Genomic DNA, 22838 nt, shown 5'->3' with positions numbered 1-22838 from the left:
ACTCCTTCCTTACGCAGGGTGAGCGGCAGTTGCCATGCCCAGGGATTGATGATTTGATTTGTGTACAATCGAGTTTCCATCCGCGTCGCGGCCCGGCTCCGGCAAGCGCCGCTGTCGAACGAAACCGGAAATCATGAGGGATACGGCATGAGCGAAAAACGCAGCAAAACCAGCATTCTGACGGGTAATGTCAGCCGCCGGACCGCCCTCAAGGGGCTCGGCGCGTCCGCCGGCCTGACGCTGGCACCGGGTTTCGTGCGCTATGCCCAGGCGCAGTCGTCGGAACCGATCCGCATCGGCTTTCAGGCCCATCGCACCGGTATCGGCGCCGCCTATGGCCGCTGGTACGAGCGCACCACCATGGCGGCCGCCAAGGCGATTAATGCGGCCGGCGGCATCAACGGGCGTCCGCTGGAGATCGTGACCGAGGACGACGGCACCGATCCCAAGCGCGGCGCGGAAGTGGTGGAGAAATTCGCCAATCAGCACAAGGTCGACGTCGTTTACGGCACCTTGTTCAGCCATGTCGTTGTCGGCGCGGCGCCGACGGCGGGCGAGTTGAAAATGCCCTATTACGTCGTCAGCGAGGGCTATCACGTCGCCTCCGGCAAGCTCAATCGCTACGTCTTCCAGCCCGGCATCACCGACGTCAAGGCGCAGGTCTCCTCGATGGCGCCATGGGTGACGTCCAATCTCGGCAAGAAGGTCACGATGATCTTTCCCGACTACGCGTTCGGTCACGATCACCGCGATTTCTTCACCGAAGCGGTCAAGGCGCAGGGCGGCGAGGTGATCAAGCACGTGCCGATTCCGCCGACGGAAAGCTCGTTCACCCGCTATTTCCCGCAGATCCCGTCCGACACCGAGGTGCTCTACCACGTCATGGTCGGCCCGGCCGTTTTGACCTTCGTCAAGGAACTCGGCGAGTTCTACGGCGGCGGCGGCCCGAAACTGTTCGGCTTCATCGATTCGCTCGAGGCCGTCGACATGGCCAGCCCTGGCCTGGAATTCCTCGACGGCAGCCATTTCTGGGAAGGCATGCCGCGCTACCTGCAGGCCGACGCGCCGGACTACGTCAAGGCCTATCGCGACGCGGTCGGCATCGACCAGAACGGCGCGTCCGTCGACGATCCCAAGGACGTGTCGACGGCCGCCCACATGTTCGGCTGCTGGGAGACGCTTTACGTGATCAAGGCGGCGATGGAGGCGGCCGGCTATCAGGGGCCCGGCGACCGCCAGAAACTGATCGAGGCGACCGAGGCGATGACCGAGTTCGCGGCCGGCCCCGAGCATCCGCAGGGCAAGAAGATCTTCAACGGCAAGCTGCACCAGTGTTTCGGGCACCAGTACATCTCGCAGGTTTCCGGCGGCAGGCTGGAGGTCGTGCACCGCACCGAGATCGAGGACAGCATGTACGAGCCGGAAGGCGACTACACCACGCAGTCGCTCTGACGCCGCGCCCGGCGCCCCGCTGCACGCCGCACGGGGCGCCGGAAGACGGCGGCGATCGCGAAAAGCCCGTCCTTTTCCGCCGCGCCCGCCCTTCTTCAAAACGCACCGCAACCCTCGCAGGTGCCGAGACCGGTTCGTCATGTCCTTTGGCCCCCATCTTCTTCTAGCCACCCTGGAAGGCCTGGTGACCGCCGCCGTGCTGGCGCTGACGGCGCTCGGCCTGTCGCTGGTGTTCGGCGTTATGCGCGTGGTCAACGTCGCCCATGGCGAGTTCTTCATGCTGGGCGCGGTGCTCGCCTGGTTCTTTTCCACCCTGGTGACCGGCAGTCCGGCGACGGGGTTCCTGCTGGCGCTGGTGCTGTCGCCGCTGGTGGTCGGGCTGGTTGCGCTGGTTTGCGAGCGGACGGTGCTGCGCCGGCTCAATTACGATCCCGAGGCCACGATCGTGGCCACGATCGGCATGCTCTACATCATCCAGCAACTGGCGCTGACCTTCTACGGGCCGGAAGCGCGGCCGGTGCAGGCGCCGTTCAGCCTGCGCATCGCGCTGCCCTGGTTCGGGTATTCCGGTTACAAGCTGGCGGTGATCGCCGCCTCGATCGGGCTGATCCTGGCCACCTGGCTGGTGCTGACGCGCACCCGCATCGGGCTGATCATGCGCGCGACCCAGTTCGACCGCGAGACGGCGCAGAATTTCGGCATTCCCGTCGACAAGGTCTATGCGGCCGTGTTCGCGCTTGGCGCCATGCTGGCGGCCGTCGCCGCGGTGCTGATCGTGCCGATCCAGCAGGCGCATTACCTGATGGGGCTCGACCCGCTGCTTCTGTCCTTCATCGTCGTCATCATCGGCGGGCTGGGCTCGCTGCGCGGCACGGTGGTGGCCGCGGTGCTGATCGGCCTGTCGGACGGCATCATCTCGGTGTTCTTTTCGCCGACGCTCGCTAAGATGATCGCCACGCTTCTGGTCGCCCTGGTGCTGGTCTTCCGACCGCAGGGCCTGTTCGGCCAGGCCGCGCGCTGATGGCGGGCCGGGCGACGACGCGCGCGCTGCTTTTGCACCTGGCGGTGCTGGCGGCCCTCGTGGTGCTTTACTGGCTTTTGCCCGACTATCATCGCGGCGTCCTGGCCAGGGTGCTGGTGCTGGCGGTGTTCGCCGCCGGCTACAATATCGTGTTCGGTTATGCCGGGCTGCTCAGCCTCGGCCATGCGATGTTCTTCGCCGCCGGCATCTACGGCGCCGGATTGCCCGTCTACCATCTCGACTGGGGCGTCGGCGCGGCCTTCGCCACCGGCGTCGGCGCCGGCGCGCTGCTGGCGCTGGTGGTCGGCATGCTGGCGCTGCGCACGACCGGCGTCGCCTTCATGATCGTGACGATGATGTTTTCGCAGGTGTTTTACCTGACCACGCTCTATTTCACGCAATGGACCCGCGGCGAGGAGGGGCTGGTGCTGCCGCAAGCCGCGCGCCGGCTGGCGCTGCCGGGCCTGGAGATCGACCTGAGCGACCCCGCAAGCCGCTATTTCATCGCCGTGGCGCTGTTTTCGGTCGTGCTGATGGCAAGCTTCGCCATCGTGCGCGCGCCGTTCGGGCGCGTGCTGGTGGCGATCCGCGAAAACGAGGAGCGGGTGCGCATGCTCGGCTACGACGTGTTTTCCAACAAGCTCGCCGCCATGGTGATTTCCGGCGCGTTCTGCGCGGCCGCCGGCGCCGCCTATGCGGTGCTGTTCGGCTATATCGGTTCCACCTTCGCCACGATCCAGTATTCGATCCTGCCGCTTTTGTGGGTGCTGCTCGGCGGTGCCGGCACGGTGCTGGGCCCGCTTCTGGGCACTGTGTTCATGTTCTACGTGGTCGACATCACGTCGGGCTACACCTCCGCCTATCTGCTGATCGTCGGCGTCGCGCTGATCGTTCTGGTACTGTTTTTCCCCAAAGGCGTGCTCGGCACGATCCGCGAAAGGTGGCTTAGATGGCTGCCGTGAGCCCATTGCTGCAGACGCGCGGCCTGAGCCGGTCCTTCGGCGGGTTGCGCGCCGTCGACGGTGTCGATTTTTCGCTCAACGCCGGCGAGATACGGGCGATTATCGGCCCGAACGGCGCCGGCAAGACGACCTTCGTCAGCCTTGTGTGCGGCCGGAGCGCGCCGAGTGCCGGCACGATCCTGTTCGAGGGCGTCGACGTGACCCGGCTGCCCGCCCATCAAAGGGTCAAGCGCGGCATCGCCTACACGTTCCAGATCACCTCGATCTTCGCCAATCTGAGCGTGTTCGACAATGTGGCGCTTGCCGCCCAGCGCCGGCTGATCGACCATGCCGAGCGCGGCGGCAGCCGGTTTTCGCCGGCCGATCTGCGCCGGGGCGTGGCCGAGGCGCTGGAGCGCGTCGGGCTGGCCGACCGCGCCGAGCAGGCCGCCGGCAAGCTCGCCTACGGCCACCAGCGCCTGCTCGAGGTCGCCATGGGCCTGGCACTCGAACCGCGGCTGTTGATCCTGGACGAGCCGACGCAGGGCCTGTCGGATGCCGAGATCGACGGCTTCATCGCGCTGGTGCGCGACATCGCCCGCTCGGCGACCGTGCTTCTGATCGAGCACAACATGCCGGTGGTGATGGCGCTCGCCGACCGGATCACGGTGATGAACAATGGCGCGGTGCTGGCCGAGGGCACGCCGGCCGAAATCCGCGCCGACAGCGCCGTCCAGCATGCCTATCTCGGGACACCCGACGATGACTGACATCCTCATCATCAACAAGATCAATTGCTTTTACGGTGATGTTCATGTGCTGCGCGATTTTTCTCTGACCCTGCGGCAAGGCGAGGTCCTGTGCCTGCTTGGCCGCAACGGCGCCGGCAAGACCACCGCGCTAAAAGCGGTCATGGGGCTGGTGCCGGTGCGTTCGGGCGAAATCCTGCTCGGTTCGGACGATCTCGCGCGCCTGCCCGCGCACGAGGTGCCGCGCCGGGGCGTGGCCTATGTGCCGCAGGGAAGGCGGCTGTTTTCGGAACTGACGGTGGCTGAAAATCTCGAGATCGGCCTGATGACGCGCGGCCGCGGCGGCGACACCCGCGAGGCGGTTTTGGCGCTGTTCCCGGTTTTGCGCGAGCGGCTGGCCCAGCGTTCGGGCACGCTGTCGGGCGGCGAGCAGCAGATGCTGGCCATGGCGCGCGCGCTGTGCGTGGAGCCCTCGGTGCTCCTGCTCGACGAGCCGACCGAGGGGCTGATGCCGTCGATGATCGCGCGCATCCGCGAAACGGTGACGCGGCTGCGCGAACAGGGCGTGTCGACGATCCTGGTCGAGCAGCGGGTCGACGCGGTGCTGCCGGTCGCCGACCGCGTTGCCTTTATCGAAAACGGCGTCAACCGCGACGTGGTCGAGGTCGAACGGCTGCGCACCGAGCCGGAACTGGTACGCCATTATGTCGGGCTGGGATAGGGAGCTGCCGCTGAAACCGGCTCAGACCAGGCGTACCCCGGCCTCCTTCATCATGCCGGTCATCGCCGCCAGCGAGCCGCCGAGATCGATCGCCCGGCAGGCCTCCAAGATCACGGTGACCGAAAACCCTTCCTGGACCGCATCGAGCGCGGAATAGGCGACGCAGAAATCGGTCGCCAGCCCGACCATGGTCAGATCGGCGATGTTGCGCTCGCGCAGATAGCCGGCAAGCCCGGTCGGCGTTTCGTGATCGTTTTCGAAAAACGCCGAATAGCTGTCGATCTCGCGGCGGAACCCCTTGCGCACGACGAGCTCGGCCTTGGTCCAGTCGAGCCCGGCGTGAAAGGCGGCGCCATCGCTGCCCTGCAGGCAATGGTCCGGCCACAAGGTCTGCTCGCCATAAGGCATGGCGACCGTCTCGAACGGCGCCTTGCCGGCGTGCTCGGAGGCGAAGCTGGAATGGCGCGGCGGATGCCAGTCCTGGGTCATGACGACGTGATCGAAGGTCTCGATCAGCCGGTTGACTACCGGCACGATCTCGTCGCCGCCGGTAACGGCGAGCGCGCCGCCCGGGCAGAAATCGTTTTGCAGATCGATCACGAGCAGGGCTTTGTCGGCCATTTCCGTCCTCTTGTGGCTGGGCTGGAGCGGCGCGCGGCAGGCGCGACCGGCGCCATGGTGACGGCAGCGGCCGGCTTTGACAAGTCACGGCGGACTGATATCATTTGCATACGAATGAATTTGCCGCGTCGGAAACGCCTGTTCGAAACCGGCGGAAATGAGGGAAAACCCCGTTGGCAAACTACGCTCGACCGCAGGGTCTGGAGGAGGCTCTCGATCTGCTCGCCGAGGGGCGGTGGCGGGTCCTGGCCGGCGGCACCGATTTCTATCCGGGGCAGGGCGCGCGCCCGATTCGCGAAAACATTCTCGACATCAACCGGCTCGATGCATTGCGCGGCATCTCCCGGACGGACGATGCCTATGTCGTGGGCGCCCGAACCACATGGTCCGAGCTGATCGCCCACGATCTGCCGCCGTCCTTCGACGCGCTGAAGGCGGCCGCCCGCGAGGTCGGCTCGGTCCAGATCCAGAACGCGGCCACGGTGGCCGGCAATCTGTGCAACGCCTCGCCGGCCGCCGACGGCGCGCCCCCGCTGCTGGTGCTCGACGCCAGCGTGGAGATCGCGGCCAGGGCCGGCCGCCGCCGGGTGCCGCTCGGCGCCTTCGTGCGCGGCAATCGCGAGACCGCGCTGGCGCCGGACGAAATGGTGGTCGCCCTTGTCGTGCCCAGAACCGCGACGGCCGGTGGGAGCGGTTTCGTCAAGCTCGGCGCGCGCCGCTATCTGGTGATCTCGATCGCGATGGCGGCCGCGCGCGTCGCGTTTGCCGAAGACGGCACGATCGGCGAGATCGCGCTGGCGCTCGGCGCCTGCTCGCCCGTCGCCCGGCGCATGACGGGGCTCGAACACGCGCTGCGCGGCCGCCGCCCGGAGACCGCGCTCGATTTCGGCCCCGACCAGCTTGTCGAACTGACGCCGATCGACGACGTGCGCGCCAGCGCCGCCTATCGGCGCGAAGCGGCCGCCGAGATTTTGCGCCGGGCGATCCGGCAGGCCTGCGACGATGGCGCGGGCAAGGAGAAGGCAGCGTGAGCCCGGTGCGCGAAACGATCGGCTTTACCCTCAATGGCGCGCCGGTTTCAGCCGAAGTCTCGCCGGTGGCCCGGCTTTCCGCCGTGCTGCGCGACGAATTCGGCGCGACAGGCACCAAGCTCGGCTGCGACGCCGGCGATTGCGGCGCCTGCACGGTGCTTGTCGACGGCGCGGCGGTCTGCGCCTGCCTGATGCCGGCCGCGACCGCCGCGGGCCGGCGCGTCACCACGGTGGAGGGGCTCGCCAACGGCCGGCTGTCGGCCCTGCAAGCCTCGTTCCTACGCCATGGCGCGGCCCAGTGCGGCATTTGCACGCCGGGCTTTCTGGTCGCCGCGACCGCGCTCCTGGACCGCAATCCCGCCCCGAGCGAGGAAGAGGTGCGCGACGCGCTCGGCGGCGTGTTGTGCCGCTGCACCGGCTACCGCAAGATCATCGCCGCCGTGATCGACGCCGGTCTGCCCGAAACCGGCCGCGACAGCCCGCCGCCCGAAACCGGCCGCGCGGTCGGCGCGGCGGTCATGCGCCTCGACGGGGTGGCCAAGGTGACGGGCACCGACAGGTTCGGCGCCGATGAACGGCCGGCCGACGCGCTTTCGGTGCTGGTGATCCGCTCACCGCACTGGCATGCGCGTTTTTCCTTCGGCGACCTCGACGGGTTCGTGGCCGCGCGCCCGGGCCTCGCCGCCGTCTTCACCGCCGCCGACATTCCCGGCCGCAACCGCTTCGGCGTCATCGGCCCGTTTGCCGACCAGCCGGCACTGGCCGAGGGCACCGCGCGGTTTCGCGGCGAGGCGGTGGCGTTGGTCGCCGGCGAGCCGGCGGCGATCGCGGCCCTCGACCCGGCCGAGTTCCCGGTTGAATGGCACGAACTGCCGCATGTGCTCGCTCCGGCCGAAGCCGTCGCGGAAGGGGCCGGCCTCGTGCACGAGGATCGTCCGGGCAATATCCTGACGCAGGGCCTGGTCGCACGCGGCGACGCCGAGGCCGCGATCGCGGCCGCGGCGGTGTCGGTCTCAGGCACGATCGAAACGGCCTATGTCGAGCACGCCTATATCGAGCCGGAAGCAGGATATGCCGTGTTCGACGGCGACACGCTGGTCGTCAGGGCCTGCACCCAGGCGCCCTATATGGACCGCGACGACACCGCCGCCGTGCTCGGCCTTCCGCCGGACAAGGTGCGCATCGTGCCGGCGGCGACCGGCGGCGGGTTCGGCTCCAAGCTCGACGTCTCGCTGCAGCCGCTGGTCGGGCTGGTGGCGCTGAAGACCGGGCGGCCGGCGGTGCTGGCCTATACGCGCGCCGACTCGATGGCCTCGACCACCAAGCGCCATCCCGCCTCAATGCGCGCCACGCTGGCCGCCAATGCCGAGGGACGCATCGCCGGGCTGGCATTTGCCGGCGATTTCAACACCGGCGCCTATGCGAGCTGGGGCCCGACAGTCGCCAACCGCGTGCCGGTGCACGCCTGCGGGCCCTATCTGACGCCCAATTACCGCGCCAGCGCGCGGGCGATCCACACCAACGGGCCGGTCGCGGGCGCGTTTCGCGGTTTTGGCGTGCCGCAGGCCACGATCATGCTGGAAACGCTCTACGACGCGCTCGCCGCGAAGCTCGGCATCGACCGGCTGGAACTGCGGCGCCGCAACGCGCTTGCCGACGGCGACAGGACCGCGACCGGGCAGGTGCTGGCGTCCGGCGTCGGCATCGGCGCCTGCCTGGCCGCGCTCGAACCGCATTGGCGGCGCGCGCTGGCCGACGCCGAAACGGCCAACGCGGCGGCCGGCGACGGGACGGTGCGGCGCGGCGTCGGCATCGCGTCGTGCTGGTATGGCTGCGGCAACACCTCGCTGCCCAACCCCTCCACGATCCGGGTCGGCATTTCGCCCGCCGGCCGGGTTGTCCTGCACCAGGGCGCGGTCGATATCGGCCAGGGCTCCAACACGGTGATCGCCCAGATCTGCGCCGACGCCGCCGGCCTGCCGCTGGCCGCCTTCAGCCTCGTCGACGGCGACACCGCGCATACCCCCGACGCCGGCAAGACCTCGGCCTCGCGCCAGACCTATGTCAGCGGCAAGGCGGCCGAAAAGGCCGGCCGCGCCCTGCGCGACGAAATCCTGCGTTATGCCAATGTCTCCCCGCAGGCCCGCATCGAGATCGAGCCCGGCCTGCTGGTCGTGCGCGAGGGCGAGGCGCGCCGGCAGATCGCGCTCGACACGCTGCCGCTCGATGGGCGCGGTTACGTGTTTTCGGCCGAGGAGAGCTACGACCCGCCGACGACGGCGCTCGACGAGAACGGGCAGGGGGTGCCCTATGCCGTTTACGGTTACGGCGCGCAGATCGTCGAGCTCGCTGTCGACCGCAGCCTCGGCACGGTCGCGCTTTTGAAAATCACCGCCGCGCACGATGTCGGCCGCGCCATCAACCCGCAGCTCGCCGAAGGCCAGATCGAGGGCGGCATCGCGCAGGGGATCGGCATGGCGCTGATGGAGGATTACGTGCCCGGCCGCACGGAAAACCTGCACGATTATCTGATCCCGACCATCGGCGACGTGCCGCCGATCGAGACCATTCTGGTCGAAATCGCCGACCCGGAAGGCCCGTTCGGCGCCAAGGGGCTGGGCGAGCATGTGTTGATCCCGACCGCGCCGGCGATCCTGAACGCCATTCGCGACGCCACCGGCGTTTTGGTCGACAGGCTGCCGGCGACGCCGAGCCGGGTTCTGGCGGCGATCCGGGCGGCGGAGGCGGGGCGATGAGCGAATTGTCGGAACGGTTCGAGCCGTCGCCGGAAAGGCCCGACCCCACCGGCGAAAAGGTCCGCTGCGATGCCTGTCCGGTGATGTGCTACATCGCCGACGGGCGCACCGGCGCCTGCGACCGCTACGGCAATGTCGGCGGCAAGATCGTGCGCACCGATCCGCTGACCATCCTGCACCACGCCGCCGAGGAGGGCACGCCGCTGGTGCCGTTCCTCGACCCGGAGGAGCCCTGGGACGGCGAACTGGTCAATACCGGCCGCCGCTTCGTCTCCGCCATCGGGGCCGGCACCACCTATCCCGACTACAAACCCGCCCCCTTCATCGTCAGCCAGGAGGTCGAGGGCGTCGACCTGGTGACCGTGGTGACGGAAGGGATTTTTTCCTATTGCGGCGTCAAGGTGAAGATCGACACCGATCGCCATATCGGGCCCGAGACGGCGACTGTGCGGGCCAACGGCGAGCCGGTCGGCCACGTCACGACCGCCGAATACGGTTCGCAGATGCTCTCGCTCGGCGGCGTGCGCCACCTGACCGGCGGCTCCAAGGCCGAGGGACGGGTGACCTGCGACACGCTTTTGGCGCTGTGCAATCGCCAGCCGGTCGAACTGACGATCGACGACGGTGCGACGCTGGTGGTGGAGGCCGGCAAGGCGCCGGTGATCGACGGCCGCCAGGAACAGCGCATGCGCGTCGGCTGCGGCTCGGCGACGATCGGCATGTTCGCCACCCAGTGGCGCGACCTGGTCGACGAGGTGGTGGTGGTCGACGACCACATCACCGGCGTGGTGTCGGAACATCAGGCCGGCAAGGTGCTTGGCTGGCCCGACACCGGCATCAAGATCATCGGCCGACGCTCCACGCCCGGGCGCTATTTCAAAGTCTCCGAACCCGGCCTCGGCTGGGGCGGCACCACCATCGCCGACCCGCTGGAGATTCTCGGTCCCTTCAACGCCAACAAGGGCGCCCGGCCCGGCCTGTCGCTTTTGATGGTGTCGACCACCGGCGAGCAATTCGCCTATTACGAGCTCGACCAGGATTTAAAGCCGGTTGCGAAGCCTTTTCCGGATCGCTTGAAGAAATCTGTCGATCTTATTGAAGATAATTGCGAACCGGCTTTGTGTACGGTGCTGTTCATGGGCGGTGCCGGCGGGTCGCTCCGCGCCGGCGTGACAGAAAACCCGGTCAATCTCACCCGCTCGGTCCAGGGTCTGAACACCTATGTCACCTGCGGCGGCGCGCCGGTCTATGTCTGGCCGGGCGGCGGCATCACCATCATGGTCGACGTCACCCGCATGCCGCAAAACGCCTTCGGCTACGTGCCGACCCCGGCGCTGGTGGCGCCGGTCGAATTCACCCTGCGCCGCGACGACTATCTCCGGCTCGGCGGTTATGCCGAGGAGATCCGTTCGGTCGACGACATCGCGGCGCGCGGCGGCGCGTATCACAATCCGCGCCGGGATAGGCCCGCGCCGGGCGGCAATCCCTGGCCGCCGCTCCGCCAGCGGCGGCGGGAACGGCCATGAGCGGGCCGCGGATCGCCTGGCTGCCGGACGGGCGGCGCCTGCACATGCAGCACGGCCCGATCGACCTGATCGTCGAGGCGTTCGGCGTGCCGGCCGAGCGCGCGGCCGGCTACCGGCAGGCGGCGGCCCGCTTTTCCACCGTGCTCGACGAGCTGGTCGGCGAGCTCGGCGCCCTGCGCGCGCCGTCAACAAACATCCCGCGCCATTTCGCCGGCGCCACCGCGCGCCGGATGGAGCAGGCGGCGTGCCGGCATGCCGGCCGTTTCGTCACCCCAATGGCCGCCGTCGCCGGCGCGGTCGCCGACGAGGTGCTGACCGCCCTGGTGACCGGGCGCGAACTGGAGCGGGCTTATGTCAACAATGGCGGCGACAGCGCCATTTTCCTCGCGCCCGGGCAAATGATCCGTCTTGCCGTCGCCGGCACCGGGCACGGTTTTTCCGACCGGGTGACGATCGACGCCGACGATCCGGTGCGCGGGATCGCGACCTCGGGCTGGCGCGGCCGCAGCCATTCGCTGGGTATCGCCGACGCCGTCACCGTTTTGGCCGCCGACGCGGCCGCGGCCGACGTCGCCGCGACGCTGATCGCCAACGCCGTCGACCTGCCGGGACATCCCGCGATCGCGCGCGCGCCGGCCAATACGCTGTCGCCCGAGAGCGATCTCGGCGCGCGGCCGGTCACGACCGGGGTCGGCGCGCTGGATGCGGTGGAGATCGACACGGCGCTGGCGCGCGGTCTCGCCGAGGCGGAGTCCTGCCGCGCGCGCGGCCTGGTTGTCGCGGCGGCGCTTTTTCTTCGCGGCGCCCGCCGCCTGTCCGGTTCCTTCGGCGCGATGCCGGCCGGGACCTTTCAAGGAGATTTGCTCGATGCCTGACTTTCCAATCCGCAAGCTGGCGGTGTTTTTCGAGGAGATCGTCCACGACGGCGGCCCGGCGGCGGCCGAACCGCGGCGGCGCGCGGCGGCAATGGCGCTGGTCAAGAACCCGTTCGCCGGCCGTTATGAAGAAGACATCGAAGCAGCGATGGACGACCTGAAACCGCTCGGGGCGACGTTGACGGAACGGTTGATCGCCGCGCTCGGCGGCGACGCGGAGAAGATCGACGGCTACGGCAAGGGCGCGATCGTCGGCACGCAGGGCGAGATCGAGCACGGCGCGCTGTGGCACGTGCCGGGCGGATACGCGATGCGCGAGCGGCTGCCGAAATCGATGGCGATCGTGCCCTCGGCGATGAAGGTGGCAGGCTTCGGGGCGACGCTCGACATTCCGCTCGGCCACACCAACGCCGCCTATGTGCGCAGCCATTTCGACGCCATCACCGTCAGCGCGCCCGACGGGCCGCGCCCCGACGAAATCCTGTTCTGCCTGGGGATGAGCCGCGGCGGGCGCGTCCACGCCCGCATGGGCGGGCTCACCGCCGGCGAGGTCAAGGGACTGGACGGGTTGCGATGAGCATTGCGGCGAAGGCGGCCCGACCGGAAAGGGCGGCGGCGGAAGAAGACTACAGGCTCGAAGACCATATCGGCTTCGTGCTGCGCAAGGCCAACCAGCGCCATCTGGCGCTGTTTTCGGCCCGCATTTCCGACCTGACGCCGCCGCAATTCGCCGCGCTCGCCAGGCTGGAGGAGGTCGGCGAGACCTCGCAGAACCAGCTCGGCGCCCTGATCGCCATGGACGCGGCCACGATCAAGGGCGTCATCGACCGGCTGAAGGCGCGCGGCCTGGTCGAGCTCGACACGCACAAGCAGGACCGTCGCCGGCTGGTGGTGCGGCTCACCGGCGAGGGGCGCGAGACGCTGGCGCGGCTGCGGCCGCTTGCCTTTGCCATCACCGAGGAGACGCTGGCGCCGCTGACCGGGCGCGAGCGCGCCAGCCTGATGCGGCTTTTGGCCAAGATCGGCTGAACGGGCGACGGCACGCCCGCCGCGCTTCAGGCCTCGTCGTCGGCGAGCAATTGGGCCGTGACGCCGAATTTCTCCATCGCTTCGGCTTCGGTGTAATAACCGAGCGCCACGTCGCGGCGCACCAGGGCGGGATGGCGTTCGCGCGGGTTCCCGTAACCGCCGCCGCCCGGCGTGCCGACACTGACGCGGTCGCCGGGTTTGAGCGCGATGTCCTGTTCCTTCGACAGATGTTGCGGCACGTGGGCGATCCCGTCGCGCCACACGGTGACGGTGTTGACGCCGCCGTCGGCGCCGCCGAGCACGCCCTGCGGGCCGAACCGGCCATGGTCCATGACGAAGGAGGCGCGCGCCTCGCCGCGCAGGAGCTCGACCTCGTAGGCGAGCCCGAAGCCGCCGCGATGCCGACCGGCGCCGCCGGAGCCCTCGCGCAGCGCGTAGTGGCGGTAGAGGATCGGATAGGCCTGCTCCATCACCTCGATCGGCGGCGATTTGGAGATGCCGATGGTCGAACAGCCATTGCTGAGCCCGTCATGGTCGCTGTTGCCGCCATAACCGCCGCCGGAAATCTGGTACATGACGTAATCGCGCCCGCGCGCCGGATCGTGGCCGCCAAGCGCAAAATTGCCGGACGAGCCGGCCGGTGCGGCCGTCACGTGTTCGGGCAGGGCCTGGACCAGGGCGGCGAACACCGCTTCGGCGATGCGCTGCGAGACCTCGGCCGCGCAGCCGGAGACCGGGCGCGGATAATGCGCGTCGAGAAACGTGCCTTCGGGGCGGCGGATCTCCAGCGGCTCGAACGCGCCGGCGCTGAGCGGCACGTCGGGGAAGATGTGGCGCATGGCGAGGTAGACCGACGACAGCGTGGTGGCGAGCACGCTGTTCATCGGCCCCGCGCAGGGCGGGCTCGAGCCGGCAAAGTCGAACACCAGCCGGTCGCCGGTTTTTTCGACCGCCAGCGCGATGGTCAGCGGCCGGTCGACGACCCCGTCGGAATCGACATGGGCCGTCGCGCGATAGACGCCGTCGGCGATGTCGGCGATACGCGCACGCATCTGCTCGGCCGCGCGCCGGCGCAATTCGGCGATCGCGGCCAGAACGGTGTCGTCGCCATAGCGGTCGAGCAGGGCGCAAAGCCGCTCCTCGCCGACCATCAGCGCGGCGGCCTGGGCCTTGATGTCGCCGATGCGCTGGTCGGCGACGCGGATATTGGAGGCGATGATGGCGTGGATTTCGGGATCGAGTTCGCCGCGCTTGAAAAGCTTGACCGGCGGCAGCCGCAGTCCCTCCTGCTCGACGGCGGTGGCCGACGCCGAAAACCCGCCCGGAACCGAGCCGCCAATATCGGGCCAGTGGCCGGTATTGGACAGCCAGCAGAAAATCTTGCCGTCGCGCCACACCGGCCGGGCAAAACGCACGTCCATCAAATGCGTGCCGCCGAGATAGGGATCGTTGACGATATAGATGTCGCCCGGCTCGGGCGGCAGGCAGCGCCCGTCGGCGATCATCTCGATCAGCGTGCGGGTGGAATATTCCATCACGCCGACAAAGACCGGCAGGCCGCCGACGCCCTGGGCGATCAGCGCGCCGTCGTCGGCCGCATAGATGCCGTCGGAGCGGTCATTGGCCTCGGCGATCACCGGCGAGAACGCCGCGCGCGAAAAGGCCAAATCCATCTCGTCGCAGACCTGCTGCAGCGCGGCCTGGATGACGGTCAGGGTGATCGGGTCGAGCTCGGCCATGGCTCACGCCTTTGCAACGGTGATGATCAGATTGCCGTCGCCGTCGCTCACGGCCCGGTCGCCGGGTTCCAGCACGGTGGTGGCGTCCATCTGTTCCAGGATCGCCGGGCCGTCGATGCGGGCCGCAAGCGGCAGTTGTTCGCGGGCGTAGACGGGCGTGTCCAGCCAGTCGCCGGCAAACCAGACCGGCCGCGTTGTCGCCAGCGCGCCGGCGAGCGTGTCGGCCCGCCCGGCCGGATCGATCAGCGTCGACAGGTCGAGTTCGGGGCGGATACCGATCACCGAGGTGTTGAGATTGACCAGATTGGCGCGGATTTCCGGCAGTTTTACCTTGAAACGGGCGAAATAGGCCTTTTCGAACAAGGCCTGCAGCGTGGCGCGCTCTACGGCGGGGCCGGGCAGCGCGACATTGAGAAGATGGGTCTGGCCGACGAACTGCATGTCGGCGGAATGGACGATCTCGATGCGTTCGGGCCGCACCGCCTCGCGCGCGATCAGGTCGCGGCCCTCGCCGGCCTGTTCGTTGAGGATCGCCTGCACCGCCGCCATGTCGAGATCGGCCAGCGGCCGGTTCAGCGTGCGCACGAAATCGTGCCTGAGATCGGCGACCACGCAGCCGAGCGCGTTGGTGATGCCGGGCCGGGCCGGCACGATGACGCGCGGAATGCCCAGCTCGCGGGCGAGCGCGCAGGCATGCAGCGGGCCCGCGCCACCGAAGGCGAACAGCGAAAAATCGCGCGGGTCGTGCCCCTTGGCGATCGAGACCATGCGGATGGCGCCGGCCATCCTGAGATTGCCGATCCTGAGCACGGCGCCGGCCGCCCCGGTCGCGTCGAGGCCGAGCGGCGCGCCGAGCGTGCGCGCAAACACGTCGCCGATCGCGTCAAGATCGGCCGCCCCGTCGACGGAAAGCAGCTTTTGCGCATTGAGCCGGCCGAGCAGCAGATTGGCGTCCGACACGGTCGGCCGGGTGCCGCCGCGGCCGTAGCAGATCGGCCCGGGCAGCGCGCCGGCGCTCTCGGGGCCGACCTCCAAAAGCCCGGCATCGTTGACGCGGGCGATCGAGCCGCCGCCGGCGCCGACGGTGCGCACGTCCACCATCGGCACGTGGATCGGCATGGCGTATTCGATCTCGATCTCGTTGGAGACCGCCGGGCGGCTGGCGCGCACCATGGCGACGTCGGTCGAGGTGCCGCCCATGTCGTAGGTGACGATGTCGCCGAAGCCGGCGCGCCGCGCGGTGTGGGCGGCCGCCATCACGCCGGAGGCCGGACCCGACATCACCGTCTTGGCGGCCTCGCGCGCCACCAGTCCGGCCGAAATCATGCCGCCATTGCCGTTCATGACCAAAAATTCGCGCTTGTAGCCCTTGCCGCGCAGGTCGCGGCGCAGCCGCTCGACATAACGCTGCAGGATCGGCTGCACGGCGGCGTTGACGGCGGCCGTCACGCCGCGTTCGAACTCGCGCGCCTCCGACAGCAATGCGTGCGCCATGGTGATGTGGTCGTTGGGCCAGAGCTCGGCCGCGATCTCGGCGGCGCGCAATTCGTGGCGGGGATTGGCGTAGGCGTGCAGAAAATGAATGACGAGCGCCTCGCAGCCGCGGTCGCGGAGCCGGACGACGGCGGCGCGCAGTTCGTCCTCGTCGAGCGGCGTGTGTACCGTGCCGGCCGCCGTCATGCGCTCGCCGACTTCGAGCCGCAAATCGCGCGCGATCACCGGCTCGAAACGGCCGGTCATGCCGTAGGGCTGCGGCCGGGTGCGCCGGCCGAGCTCGATAATGTCGCGAAAGCCGCGCGTGGTGATCATGCCGGTGCGCGCCAGCCGGCGTTCCAAGACCGCGTTGGTGGTGGTGGTGGTGCCGTGCACGATCAGGTCGATCGCCTCGACGGGAAATCCGGTCTGGGCGAGCGCGTCGACCACGCCCTCGGCCTGGTTGGCGCCGGTGGTGGGGGTCTTGGCGAGCCGCACCCGGCCGCCCGATGCCGCGTCGATCAGGATCAGGTCGGTAAACGTGCCGCCGACGTCGATGCCGGCCACGGTTGAGGCGGGGCCGGCGCGATTTTTTTCGTCCATCTCGGTTTTCCCGAACGCGCGGCCTAACAATGGCCGGCAATTTGGAACAGCTCTCCCGGTCTCGATCTTGACCCGATATTCATTTGTATACTAATTAATTTCGCGAGCAAGACACAGGGTCGAACATCCCACGGACGGGCCCGGCACCGTCCGCCACAGCCGGCCGCCGCGCGGCCATTTCAACCGACGCTTGCCAGGAAGGTGCACCGGATGACAAATGTCGCCGCCAACAGCAATGAGACCGCCCGCAAGCCGGACTTTCCGATTCCCGCCGGCGTGCATGCCGAGACCGTGGTCTCGGTGAAACACTATACCGACCGGCTGTTCTCCTTCCGCATCACCCGCCCGCAGAGCTTTCGCTTCCGCTCGGGCGAATTCGTGATGATCGGCCTGCCCAACGCCGAAAAGCCGGTGTTCCGCGCCTATTCGATCGCCAGCCCGGCCTGGGACGAGGAACTGGAGTTTTATTCGATCAAGGTGCCGAACGGCCCGCTGACGTCGGAATTGCAGAAGATTGTGCCCGGCGACACCGTTTTGTTGCGCCAGAAATCGACCGGCACGCTGGTCAACGACGCGCTGAGCCCGGCCAAGAGGCTCTACATGATCGCCAGCGGCACCGGCATCGCCCCCTTCGCCAGCCTGATCCGCGATCCCGACACATATGAGAAATTCGACGAGATCGTGCTGACCAACACCTGCCGGGATATCGCCGAGCTCGCTTATGGCGACGAGCTGATCGCCGCGTTGCGGGCCGATCCGCTGATCGGCGAGCTGGTCGCCGGGCGCGTGCATTATTATCCCACCACCACGCGCGCGGACGGCGCGCGGACCGGCCGCATCACCACGCTGATCGAATCGGGCAAGCTGTTTTCCGATCTCGGCGTCGCGCCGTTCGACCCCGCCAGCGACCGGGTGATGATCTGCGGATCGCTCGATATGATCCGCGACGTCAAGGCGCTGGTGGAAAAATCCGGCCTGGTCGAGGGCTCCAATGCCGCGCCGGCCGATTTCGTCGTCGAGCGCGCCTTCGTTGGCTGAGCGGCGGCTCCGAACGAAGCCGCAGCAACATCGCAAAAACCGCCTGGCGTCGCCCGACGCCGGCGGTTTTTTCGTGAAAGGCCCTGCCCATGCCTCGTCCATGGGCAGGGAACGGACCGTGCCTCCCGAATGTTGCCAGATCGCGTGGGAGATACGCTTTCAGGAATCACGGTCCGCAGCCTCGAACCTCGCCCATGAAGCCCGCCGCGTGTATGGTGCGATCACGCACCCCGCCGTCGCGGCGTGCGGGGCGACGCCGGGCGGTCCTGCGTTGAATCACCGGCGGCCGGACTTGGGCGATCCGGGCGGGATCGGGACAGAATGGCGTCACGGCTGCCGCGGCGGTGCGAAAAACCAGGAAACCTGGCGAAAGTCTTTGATTTTGAAGAAAATTCTGGTGAGCGCGCAGGGGCTCGAACCCTGGACCTACTGATTAAAAGTCTACGTAGCCAAGATATAAATATCTGATACTAAATGCATTTGGCCGTCAGAACATCGTATGTGTCCAATTCTGTGTCCGAAATATGTGGCCACTCGTTCCCATGCTGGACTGATTCGGAGCGCCGCCGCCATATCGCGCGACGTTGGCCGGAAGTGGCAGGTGAGGGCGGCCAGCCGCGAATTTGATCGGAACCGGAGGCGCGTTACACGAAAGTTACATGGCGGGTTTCGCTTGCGACCGAAGCGTGGGTAAATCATTGAAATTTCTGGTGCTGCTGGGCAGGATTGAACTGCCGACCTCGTCATTACCAACCGGGATCAGCCTAATTTGTAACTTCAATAAACTGCGGGATATGTTTATAACATCATCATTTTTTCAATATTTGTCACAGTTAATACTTTAATTTTCATGTAGCATTTGGTATAAATCCGTTACATGGAAGTTACATTGAATGCCAAGTTTATTTCTCACTGACGCCTTCGTCTTTAATGCCCATTGCCCGTCTGGAAAAGACCAAGAGATTTACTGGGATCACCCTATCGCTGAAGGTGGGCGCGTGCGCAACGGCTCCGTCTCGGGGCTTGGATTGCGCGTCACCGCATTGGGACGCAAGGCGTTTGTTCATGCCTATCAACTCAACGGCCGGAGATACCGGAAGGCGATTGGTTCGACCGTTTCGATGAACGTTGGCGAAGCGCGCCTTGCGGTCATCGAGCGCCAGCAGGAGCTGGATGCTGGCGAGAACCCGGATATCAATCGCGTCGATCCCCGCCGGAAACACTTTCTGACGGTACGCGAGGCCATCGATAGCTATTGGGAGGAGCACGTACAAGGGCTATCCGAGGGGTACAAGGCCGCGTTCGCGCGATACATGGCGAAATGGCTGCACGCGTCGCCGAAGGTAGAAAGCCGGAGAGGGCGCAACAAACGGAAGGCATACATCGATTTCGGGAGCATGTTTGCCGACAGCGCGCTCTCAGCGATCAAGCCATTGGACGTTGAGCGGTTCCAGAAACAATTCTCGGCTCCGCACAGTTACAACTCGGCTCTGACGCGCGTCTCGGCTCTCTTCAACTGGGCCATCCGCATGCAACTGGTGGACATGCGGAACCCGTGTACGCCAATCCGGCCGCGCAAGACCGTGCGCCGGCGGAGGGATTACTCAACCGAGCAGATCAAGCAGATCGCCGCACACATCTTCAACCCGCCGATCGAGGTCCTGCCGGACGTCGAAGGGCTGGAGGGCGTCGAAAAGCGAGACAAGGCCCTCGCCAAGGCCCGCCTGGTCATCGCTAACGATCAGATGACGGAGCTCTGCCGACTCATGGGGATCCTCTTCCTGACGATGGCACGGCCGAGCGATCTGGCCACAGCCAGGTTCGAACATTTCGATCTCGAGAAGCTCGTCTGGCACAAACACAACACCAAGGGCATCAAACTCTCTCGGGCGGCCTATGAATACGCCTACCGTTCCGTGCCGATCCACCCGAAGGTCGCCGAACTGGTTTGGGCGCAGCGATCCCGCTGGCCAGCGAGTGAGCTGCTGTTCCCATCCCATACCGATCCAACACGTCCGCGCGACAACTTCCGCAAGGGGCTGGAGCGGTTCAAGGCGCTGCCGGGCGTTCCCGCGTATTTCCAACTGTACGACCTCAAACGCATCGCCATCTCGCTTATGCTGACGGGGCAGGGCGTGTCACACGAGGCGATCTCGCATTACGTCGACCACAAGGGGAACCTGGAAACGACGATGATCTACGATCTGGGCCTGGTTGACCCGCTACGGCCAGTCACAGAACGCCTTGGTCATTTGCTGGGCTTGCAAGGTTGACGTCATTTTCGGCCTGTGCGGCAATTGTCCCGTCGGTAATTCCCGACGCACAATCCCACCGATGAAAGCCGATCGCCATGGAAGCCATGCAGGCTGTGGTGTTGACCCACACCCAACTCACCGAACTCCTCGAACAAACCGGGCGCCGCGCTGCGCAAACGGTCGTCGAGGAACTAAGGTCGGAACTGAGAGAGGGACCGGACGAACGGACGCTGCACCAGCTCCGGGCCTTTCTCGATGACCCAGCCTCGATTCCCAACCCTCATGAACATTGGGCCCATAGCGGCATCATCCGCGCCGTTCGGCCAACGCCTCGCGGCAAACCCAAATCCGTCGCGTGGTTCATGAAATTTCAGCGCGAGTCTGGTCTGGCCGGCTGCCGCCACCGCCCCAGCCCCGCGCATGGCAGACGCAAAGAGTGGTCCTTTACAGATATCCGGCTCGCGTGGACGACGTACTACCACCGCCGGTGATTTGCGTCCCTCATTTCTCATCAGCTTGGGTACGGTCGCGCACTGGGCAGATTCTCATTGTGCCGCAACAGCGGAGGCCTTGCTGAATTAGATGATCAATGATTTCAGCCTCGATGCGGCGCCGCCGGTATTCGCGGAGCACCAGTTCCTCAACGACTGACCTATGGGGGCAGCTCGCTCGCACCAAAGGGACATGGCGTCGGACGCAACCGGGATTGCAGGTCACAACCTCACACGATTGTTTTCGAAGCAGTTTATGTTTCCGGGTGCAGCCTCGCGGACATGGGGCCCGGACGTTGAGCACTCGGTCAAGGGATTTCGATGCTCGCGGGAGCTTCCCGGCTAGCCAACCTTTTCCGCGAAACAGAGCTTTCAGTATTTCGTCTTTCCATCCCGGTAGGGATTCGACGAGAGCTTCCATCGCGAGTTGCTCTTTGGCCGCGTCCCCATGACTCAGGCCGCGTTCGAGAGGCCATACTGCCCGCTTCTCCGCGTAGATTTGATTGCTCAAGAAGACCTCCAAGCACCCCCACCACGAAATGGCGGCATCCGCATCATCAAGCGCAGCCTCGGAGCCAAAATAGATACAAAATGTGCCGTCGCCATTGATGTGGCGCTCAAGGCAAAACGATGGTAACGCCCGCGAAACAGGCAGTTCCTTGACCTGGACTCCACCTTTGTCTGACTTGGCCAATTCAAGCTGGAACTGTCGTCCTAAGTCAGAGGCGGCTGAAGGCAAGCTTGCTGTGATACGCGCGCGGGCTCCTTGATACTCCTCAAGCTTCACCCAGGCCGGAATGTTATCCAGAAGCAGCCTAAGGGACGTCATTCGACCTTCAAATGTGCTCGCGGTTCAGGTGCGGTTGGCGGCACATGGGCGCGGGCGTAATTCGGAGCTGCTACTGCGGGTGCCGTAGCCGACAGGCAGGTCGCGACGTCGCCGTAATCAAGCACAGAGGTATGACCGTTCTCATCAACAAGGTCCTCCAGCGCAGCTGGCGCGGCTTGAAGCGCATTTGGACCCAGCTTGAGTCCGTTGTCTTCACAGTCCCGCTGCATTTGTTCGGAGCGTGTCGTGGCGATGCTGGATGCGACCCGAACGGAGCGGTCCCCCCCGATGCCGATCCTGGATATCGGTGTGGAGCCGAGTTCGATGCCGACTGCCAGGCCAAGGCTGTCAAGGTGGCCCAAAACCGACTTACACAATCCGAACGAAGAGTGGAGCCCACCAGCGCAAAGCGCGGCCGTCGAGACGCTTCGTCGCTCATCCGTGTCCGTTCGTGAGCCTTCGGCCAAGACGGCGTGAATGCAGTCGCCAATGAAACGTACCTTGCGACCGCCAAAATCCTGCTCGACCACGTTCTGGAATTCTTGTCGGATCACAAACAGGGCCCGGACGGCATCGCGGATATCGCCCAATCTGACGGCAGTGTCGATGTAGTCCGTGTAACCGCACAGATCCGCGAAAAGCGATACAAGCGGCATCCTGATCGATTTGCTGGGCTGCAACTCAGCGTAATCGATCTCGCGCAAGGGTGGTTCCTTGTGGAAGAATTGGAAGCTGGGATTGGTGAAGTCCGGAGCCTGTTCCCGCCGGATGTCCTCGCGCCACTTGTTCACAATCTGGTCGGCGAATTCACCCCGATCAAGCGAGCCTTCCATAAGTCCGCTTGCATATTGCCGGGCTGCATTCAGCTTCACTTCGTCATCGGTGAGGCTCAGGAAATCGGTGAGAATGCCTGTTTCCTGCTTTCCGAGCAGCTTCCGAACGCGGCTGGAGACATAGACACCAGGTTCATTGCCGAAAGCGAGCTTGGCCGCGTGGTTCGCCGCGCTGCCTAGGAACATCGGCTCTTGCTCACAACCTGTGCCGTTGTTGATTGCGACGCAGGTCCCGATGTCAATCCCGACACGGAAGGATATGCCGAACTCGCCACCGGCGAGTTCCTTGTTTGCTGTCTCGGCGACCTTCTTGAAGTCTTCGACAAAAGCGAAGGCTTCAGCGAGTGTTTGGCGGGTCACGCCACCTTTTTCCCTCTCAACAATAACGGTGTGAACTCGTCCGCTGTGGAAATCGACCCGTTGGGCCGCCGATGCTTCAATGACCCGATCGGCGGCGCTGTAGTAAAGGTGCAGGAGCCGCATGGCGCGCTCATGAGACCTTTCTGTCTCCCGGCCTTCGTGAAGCCGGTATTCGTCGTAGTTTGTGATCGCGATATATATCTGCACCGTATCGACCACGACAGCCTTGTTCTTGGGAAGGCTGAACAGCGGTGGCGTTGTAGGGAGCTTTTTCAAGGCCCTGATGGCCTTCTCCTCGTCGTAGACACGCCGATAGTCCTCGAAGCGTTGAACGTCCAATTCTGGCGTATTTTTCGCCAGTTTGCTGATGCGCGCGAATGCCGCCGCCCTGTTCCATGTCATATCAATCGTCCTTCCCGATGCGAGCCGCTGGACGGCACACAAAGTGTGATACTCCTATGTATTAGGACTATCCTAATCAATGTCAAGACGCTA

General features: G+C 66.1%; 19 protein-coding genes. 15 read left to right on the top strand and 4 right to left on the bottom strand.

Going from position 1 to position 22838, the window contains the following annotated elements:
• The first annotated feature begins 147 nt into the window (after positions 1-147).
• From C7T96_RS02095 to C7T96_RS02075, 5 genes are all read left to right on the top strand, one after another.
• Positions 148-1452 carry an ABC transporter substrate-binding protein gene (locus C7T96_RS02095; RefSeq protein WP_106569498.1) on the top strand — a complete coding sequence of 435 codons (1305 nt, stop codon included), beginning with the start codon at positions 148-150 and terminating at the stop codon, positions 1450-1452.
• A gap of 139 nt (positions 1453-1591) precedes the next feature.
• A complete protein-coding gene (locus tag C7T96_RS02090; RefSeq protein ID WP_106569497.1) occupies positions 1592-2473 on the top strand; it encodes a branched-chain amino acid ABC transporter permease in 882 nt (293 codons plus the stop codon).
• A complete protein-coding gene (locus C7T96_RS02085) occupies positions 2473-3435 on the top strand; it encodes a branched-chain amino acid ABC transporter permease (protein WP_106569496.1) in 963 nt (320 codons plus the stop codon). Before C7T96_RS02090 ends, C7T96_RS02085 begins: the two co-directional genes overlap by 1 nt.
• Complete coding sequence (locus C7T96_RS02080) at positions 3432-4184, top strand: ABC transporter ATP-binding protein (RefSeq protein WP_106569959.1); 753 nt, start codon at positions 3432-3434, stop codon at positions 4182-4184. The genes C7T96_RS02085 and C7T96_RS02080 overlap by 4 nt, the downstream gene beginning before the upstream one ends.
• A complete protein-coding gene (locus C7T96_RS02075) occupies positions 4177-4884 on the top strand; it encodes an ABC transporter ATP-binding protein (RefSeq protein WP_106569495.1) in 708 nt (235 codons plus the stop codon). Before C7T96_RS02080 ends, C7T96_RS02075 begins: the two co-directional genes overlap by 8 nt.
• A gap of 21 nt (positions 4885-4905) precedes the next feature.
• On the opposite strand, the gene pncA is transcribed toward C7T96_RS02075, so the two are convergent.
• Positions 4906-5505 (bottom strand): bifunctional nicotinamidase/pyrazinamidase, encoded by a 600-nt coding sequence (gene pncA / locus C7T96_RS02070; protein ID WP_106569494.1) that lies wholly within the window; start codon positions 5503-5505, stop codon positions 4906-4908.
• Between the two features lie 173 nt (positions 5506-5678).
• Between pncA and C7T96_RS02065 the strand changes: the two genes are divergently transcribed.
• From C7T96_RS02065 to C7T96_RS02040, 6 genes are read left to right on the top strand one after another with little or no spacing between them, the layout of a single operon-like run.
• On the top strand, positions 5679-6536 hold the full coding sequence (locus C7T96_RS02065; protein WP_106569493.1) for an FAD binding domain-containing protein: 858 nt from the start codon (positions 5679-5681) through the stop codon (positions 6534-6536).
• A gap of 5 nt (positions 6537-6541) precedes the next feature.
• Positions 6542-9292 carry a molybdopterin cofactor-binding domain-containing protein gene (locus tag C7T96_RS02060; protein ID WP_106569958.1) on the top strand — a complete coding sequence of 917 codons (2751 nt, stop codon included), beginning with the start codon at positions 6542-6544 and terminating at the stop codon, positions 9290-9292.
• Entirely contained in the window at positions 9289-10818 is a 1530-nt protein-coding gene (locus tag C7T96_RS02055; RefSeq protein WP_106569492.1) for a 6-hydroxynicotinate reductase, read from the top strand. Before C7T96_RS02060 ends, C7T96_RS02055 begins: the two co-directional genes overlap by 4 nt.
• Positions 10815-11693 (top strand): UPF0280 family protein, encoded by an 879-nt coding sequence (locus tag C7T96_RS02050; protein WP_106569491.1) that lies wholly within the window; start codon positions 10815-10817, stop codon positions 11691-11693. The genes C7T96_RS02055 and C7T96_RS02050 overlap by 4 nt, the downstream gene beginning before the upstream one ends.
• Positions 11686-12270, top strand: coding sequence for an amino acid synthesis family protein (locus C7T96_RS02045; protein WP_106569490.1), 585 nt, complete (start codon positions 11686-11688; stop codon positions 12268-12270). The genes C7T96_RS02050 and C7T96_RS02045 overlap by 8 nt, the downstream gene beginning before the upstream one ends.
• Positions 12267-12722 carry a MarR family transcriptional regulator gene (locus C7T96_RS02040; RefSeq protein ID WP_106569489.1) on the top strand — a complete coding sequence of 152 codons (456 nt, stop codon included), beginning with the start codon at positions 12267-12269 and terminating at the stop codon, positions 12720-12722. The genes C7T96_RS02045 and C7T96_RS02040 overlap by 4 nt, the downstream gene beginning before the upstream one ends.
• Positions 12723-12748: 26 nt before the next feature.
• Here the strand turns inward: C7T96_RS02040 and C7T96_RS02035 are convergent, their stop codons facing one another.
• Positions 12749-14461 carry a hydantoinase B/oxoprolinase family protein gene (locus C7T96_RS02035; RefSeq protein ID WP_106569488.1) on the bottom strand — a complete coding sequence of 571 codons (1713 nt, stop codon included), beginning with the start codon at positions 14459-14461 and terminating at the stop codon, positions 12749-12751.
• A 3-nt stretch (positions 14462-14464) separates the two neighbouring features.
• On the bottom strand, positions 14465-16537 hold the full coding sequence (locus C7T96_RS02030; RefSeq protein ID WP_106569487.1) for a hydantoinase/oxoprolinase family protein: 2073 nt from the start codon (positions 16535-16537) through the stop codon (positions 14465-14467).
• 210 nt (positions 16538-16747) lie between these two features.
• On the opposite strand from C7T96_RS02030, the gene C7T96_RS02025 reads away from it, so the two are divergent.
• The 4 genes from C7T96_RS02025 to C7T96_RS02010 all read left to right on the top strand — a co-directional run bounded on the left by C7T96_RS02025 (position 16748) and on the right by C7T96_RS02010 (position 20321).
• The gene (locus C7T96_RS02025; RefSeq protein ID WP_106569486.1) at positions 16748-17575 is read left to right on the top strand and encodes a ferredoxin--NADP reductase; all 828 of its coding nucleotides are present in this window, start codon (positions 16748-16750) and stop codon (positions 17573-17575) included.
• Entirely contained in the window at positions 17568-18008 is a 441-nt protein-coding gene (locus tag C7T96_RS02020) for a hypothetical protein (protein WP_158264287.1), read from the top strand. The genes C7T96_RS02025 and C7T96_RS02020 overlap by 8 nt, the downstream gene beginning before the upstream one ends.
• Before the next feature lie 460 nt (positions 18009-18468).
• Complete coding sequence (locus C7T96_RS02015) at positions 18469-19848, top strand: integrase family protein (protein ID WP_106569484.1); 1380 nt, start codon at positions 18469-18471, stop codon at positions 19846-19848.
• Between the two features lie 77 nt (positions 19849-19925).
• Positions 19926-20321 carry a hypothetical protein gene (locus C7T96_RS02010; RefSeq protein ID WP_106569483.1) on the top strand — a complete coding sequence of 132 codons (396 nt, stop codon included), beginning with the start codon at positions 19926-19928 and terminating at the stop codon, positions 20319-20321.
• Positions 20322-21146: 825 nt separating this feature from the next.
• Here the strand turns inward: C7T96_RS02010 and C7T96_RS02005 are convergent.
• A complete protein-coding gene (locus tag C7T96_RS02005) occupies positions 21147-22745 on the bottom strand; it encodes a hypothetical protein (protein ID WP_106569482.1) in 1599 nt (532 codons plus the stop codon).
• Between the last annotated feature and the right edge of the window lie 93 nt (positions 22746-22838).

The sequence above is a fragment of the Nitratireductor sp. StC3 genome, assembly GCF_003015025.1.
Lineage (GTDB): Bacteria > Pseudomonadota > Alphaproteobacteria > Rhizobiales > Rhizobiaceae > Mangrovimarina > Mangrovimarina alexandrii.
The sequence above is the reverse complement of the archived record's forward strand: the minus strand, read 5'-3'. Positions and strand labels throughout refer to the sequence as shown.

What these genes read in the sequence shown, in the direction of transcription:
- C7T96_RS02010 (WP_106569483.1), top strand. Translation starts at nt 19,926, where the DNA reads ATGGAAGCCATGCAGGCTGTGGTGTTGACCCACACCCAACTCACCGAA.
- C7T96_RS02075 (WP_106569495.1), top strand. Translation starts at nt 4,177, where the DNA reads ATGACTGACATCCTCATCATCAACAAGATCAATTGCTTTTACGGTGAT.
- C7T96_RS02045 (WP_106569490.1), top strand. Translation starts at nt 11,686, where the DNA reads ATGCCTGACTTTCCAATCCGCAAGCTGGCGGTGTTTTTCGAGGAGATC.
- C7T96_RS02015 (WP_106569484.1), top strand. Translation starts at nt 18,469, where the DNA reads ATGCCAAGTTTATTTCTCACTGACGCCTTCGTCTTTAATGCCCATTGC.
- C7T96_RS02005 (WP_106569482.1), bottom strand. Translation starts at nt 22,745, where the DNA reads ATGACATGGAACAGGGCGGCGGCATTCGCGCGCATCAGCAAACTGGCG.
- pncA (WP_106569494.1), bottom strand. Translation starts at nt 5,505, where the DNA reads ATGGCCGACAAAGCCCTGCTCGTGATCGATCTGCAAAACGATTTCTGC.
- C7T96_RS02095 (WP_106569498.1), top strand. Translation starts at nt 148, where the DNA reads ATGAGCGAAAAACGCAGCAAAACCAGCATTCTGACGGGTAATGTCAGC.
- C7T96_RS02050 (WP_106569491.1), top strand. Translation starts at nt 10,815, where the DNA reads ATGAGCGGGCCGCGGATCGCCTGGCTGCCGGACGGGCGGCGCCTGCAC.
- C7T96_RS02040 (WP_106569489.1), top strand. Translation starts at nt 12,267, where the DNA reads ATGAGCATTGCGGCGAAGGCGGCCCGACCGGAAAGGGCGGCGGCGGAA.
- C7T96_RS02025 (WP_106569486.1), top strand. Translation starts at nt 16,748, where the DNA reads ATGACAAATGTCGCCGCCAACAGCAATGAGACCGCCCGCAAGCCGGAC.
- C7T96_RS02035 (WP_106569488.1), bottom strand. Translation starts at nt 14,461, where the DNA reads ATGGCCGAGCTCGACCCGATCACCCTGACCGTCATCCAGGCCGCGCTG.
- C7T96_RS02055 (WP_106569492.1), top strand. Translation starts at nt 9,289, where the DNA reads ATGAGCGAATTGTCGGAACGGTTCGAGCCGTCGCCGGAAAGGCCCGAC.
- C7T96_RS02085 (WP_106569496.1), top strand. Translation starts at nt 2,473, where the DNA reads ATGGCGGGCCGGGCGACGACGCGCGCGCTGCTTTTGCACCTGGCGGTG.
- C7T96_RS02030 (WP_106569487.1), bottom strand. Translation starts at nt 16,537, where the DNA reads ATGGACGAAAAAAATCGCGCCGGCCCCGCCTCAACCGTGGCCGGCATC.
- C7T96_RS02090 (WP_106569497.1), top strand. Translation starts at nt 1,592, where the DNA reads ATGTCCTTTGGCCCCCATCTTCTTCTAGCCACCCTGGAAGGCCTGGTG.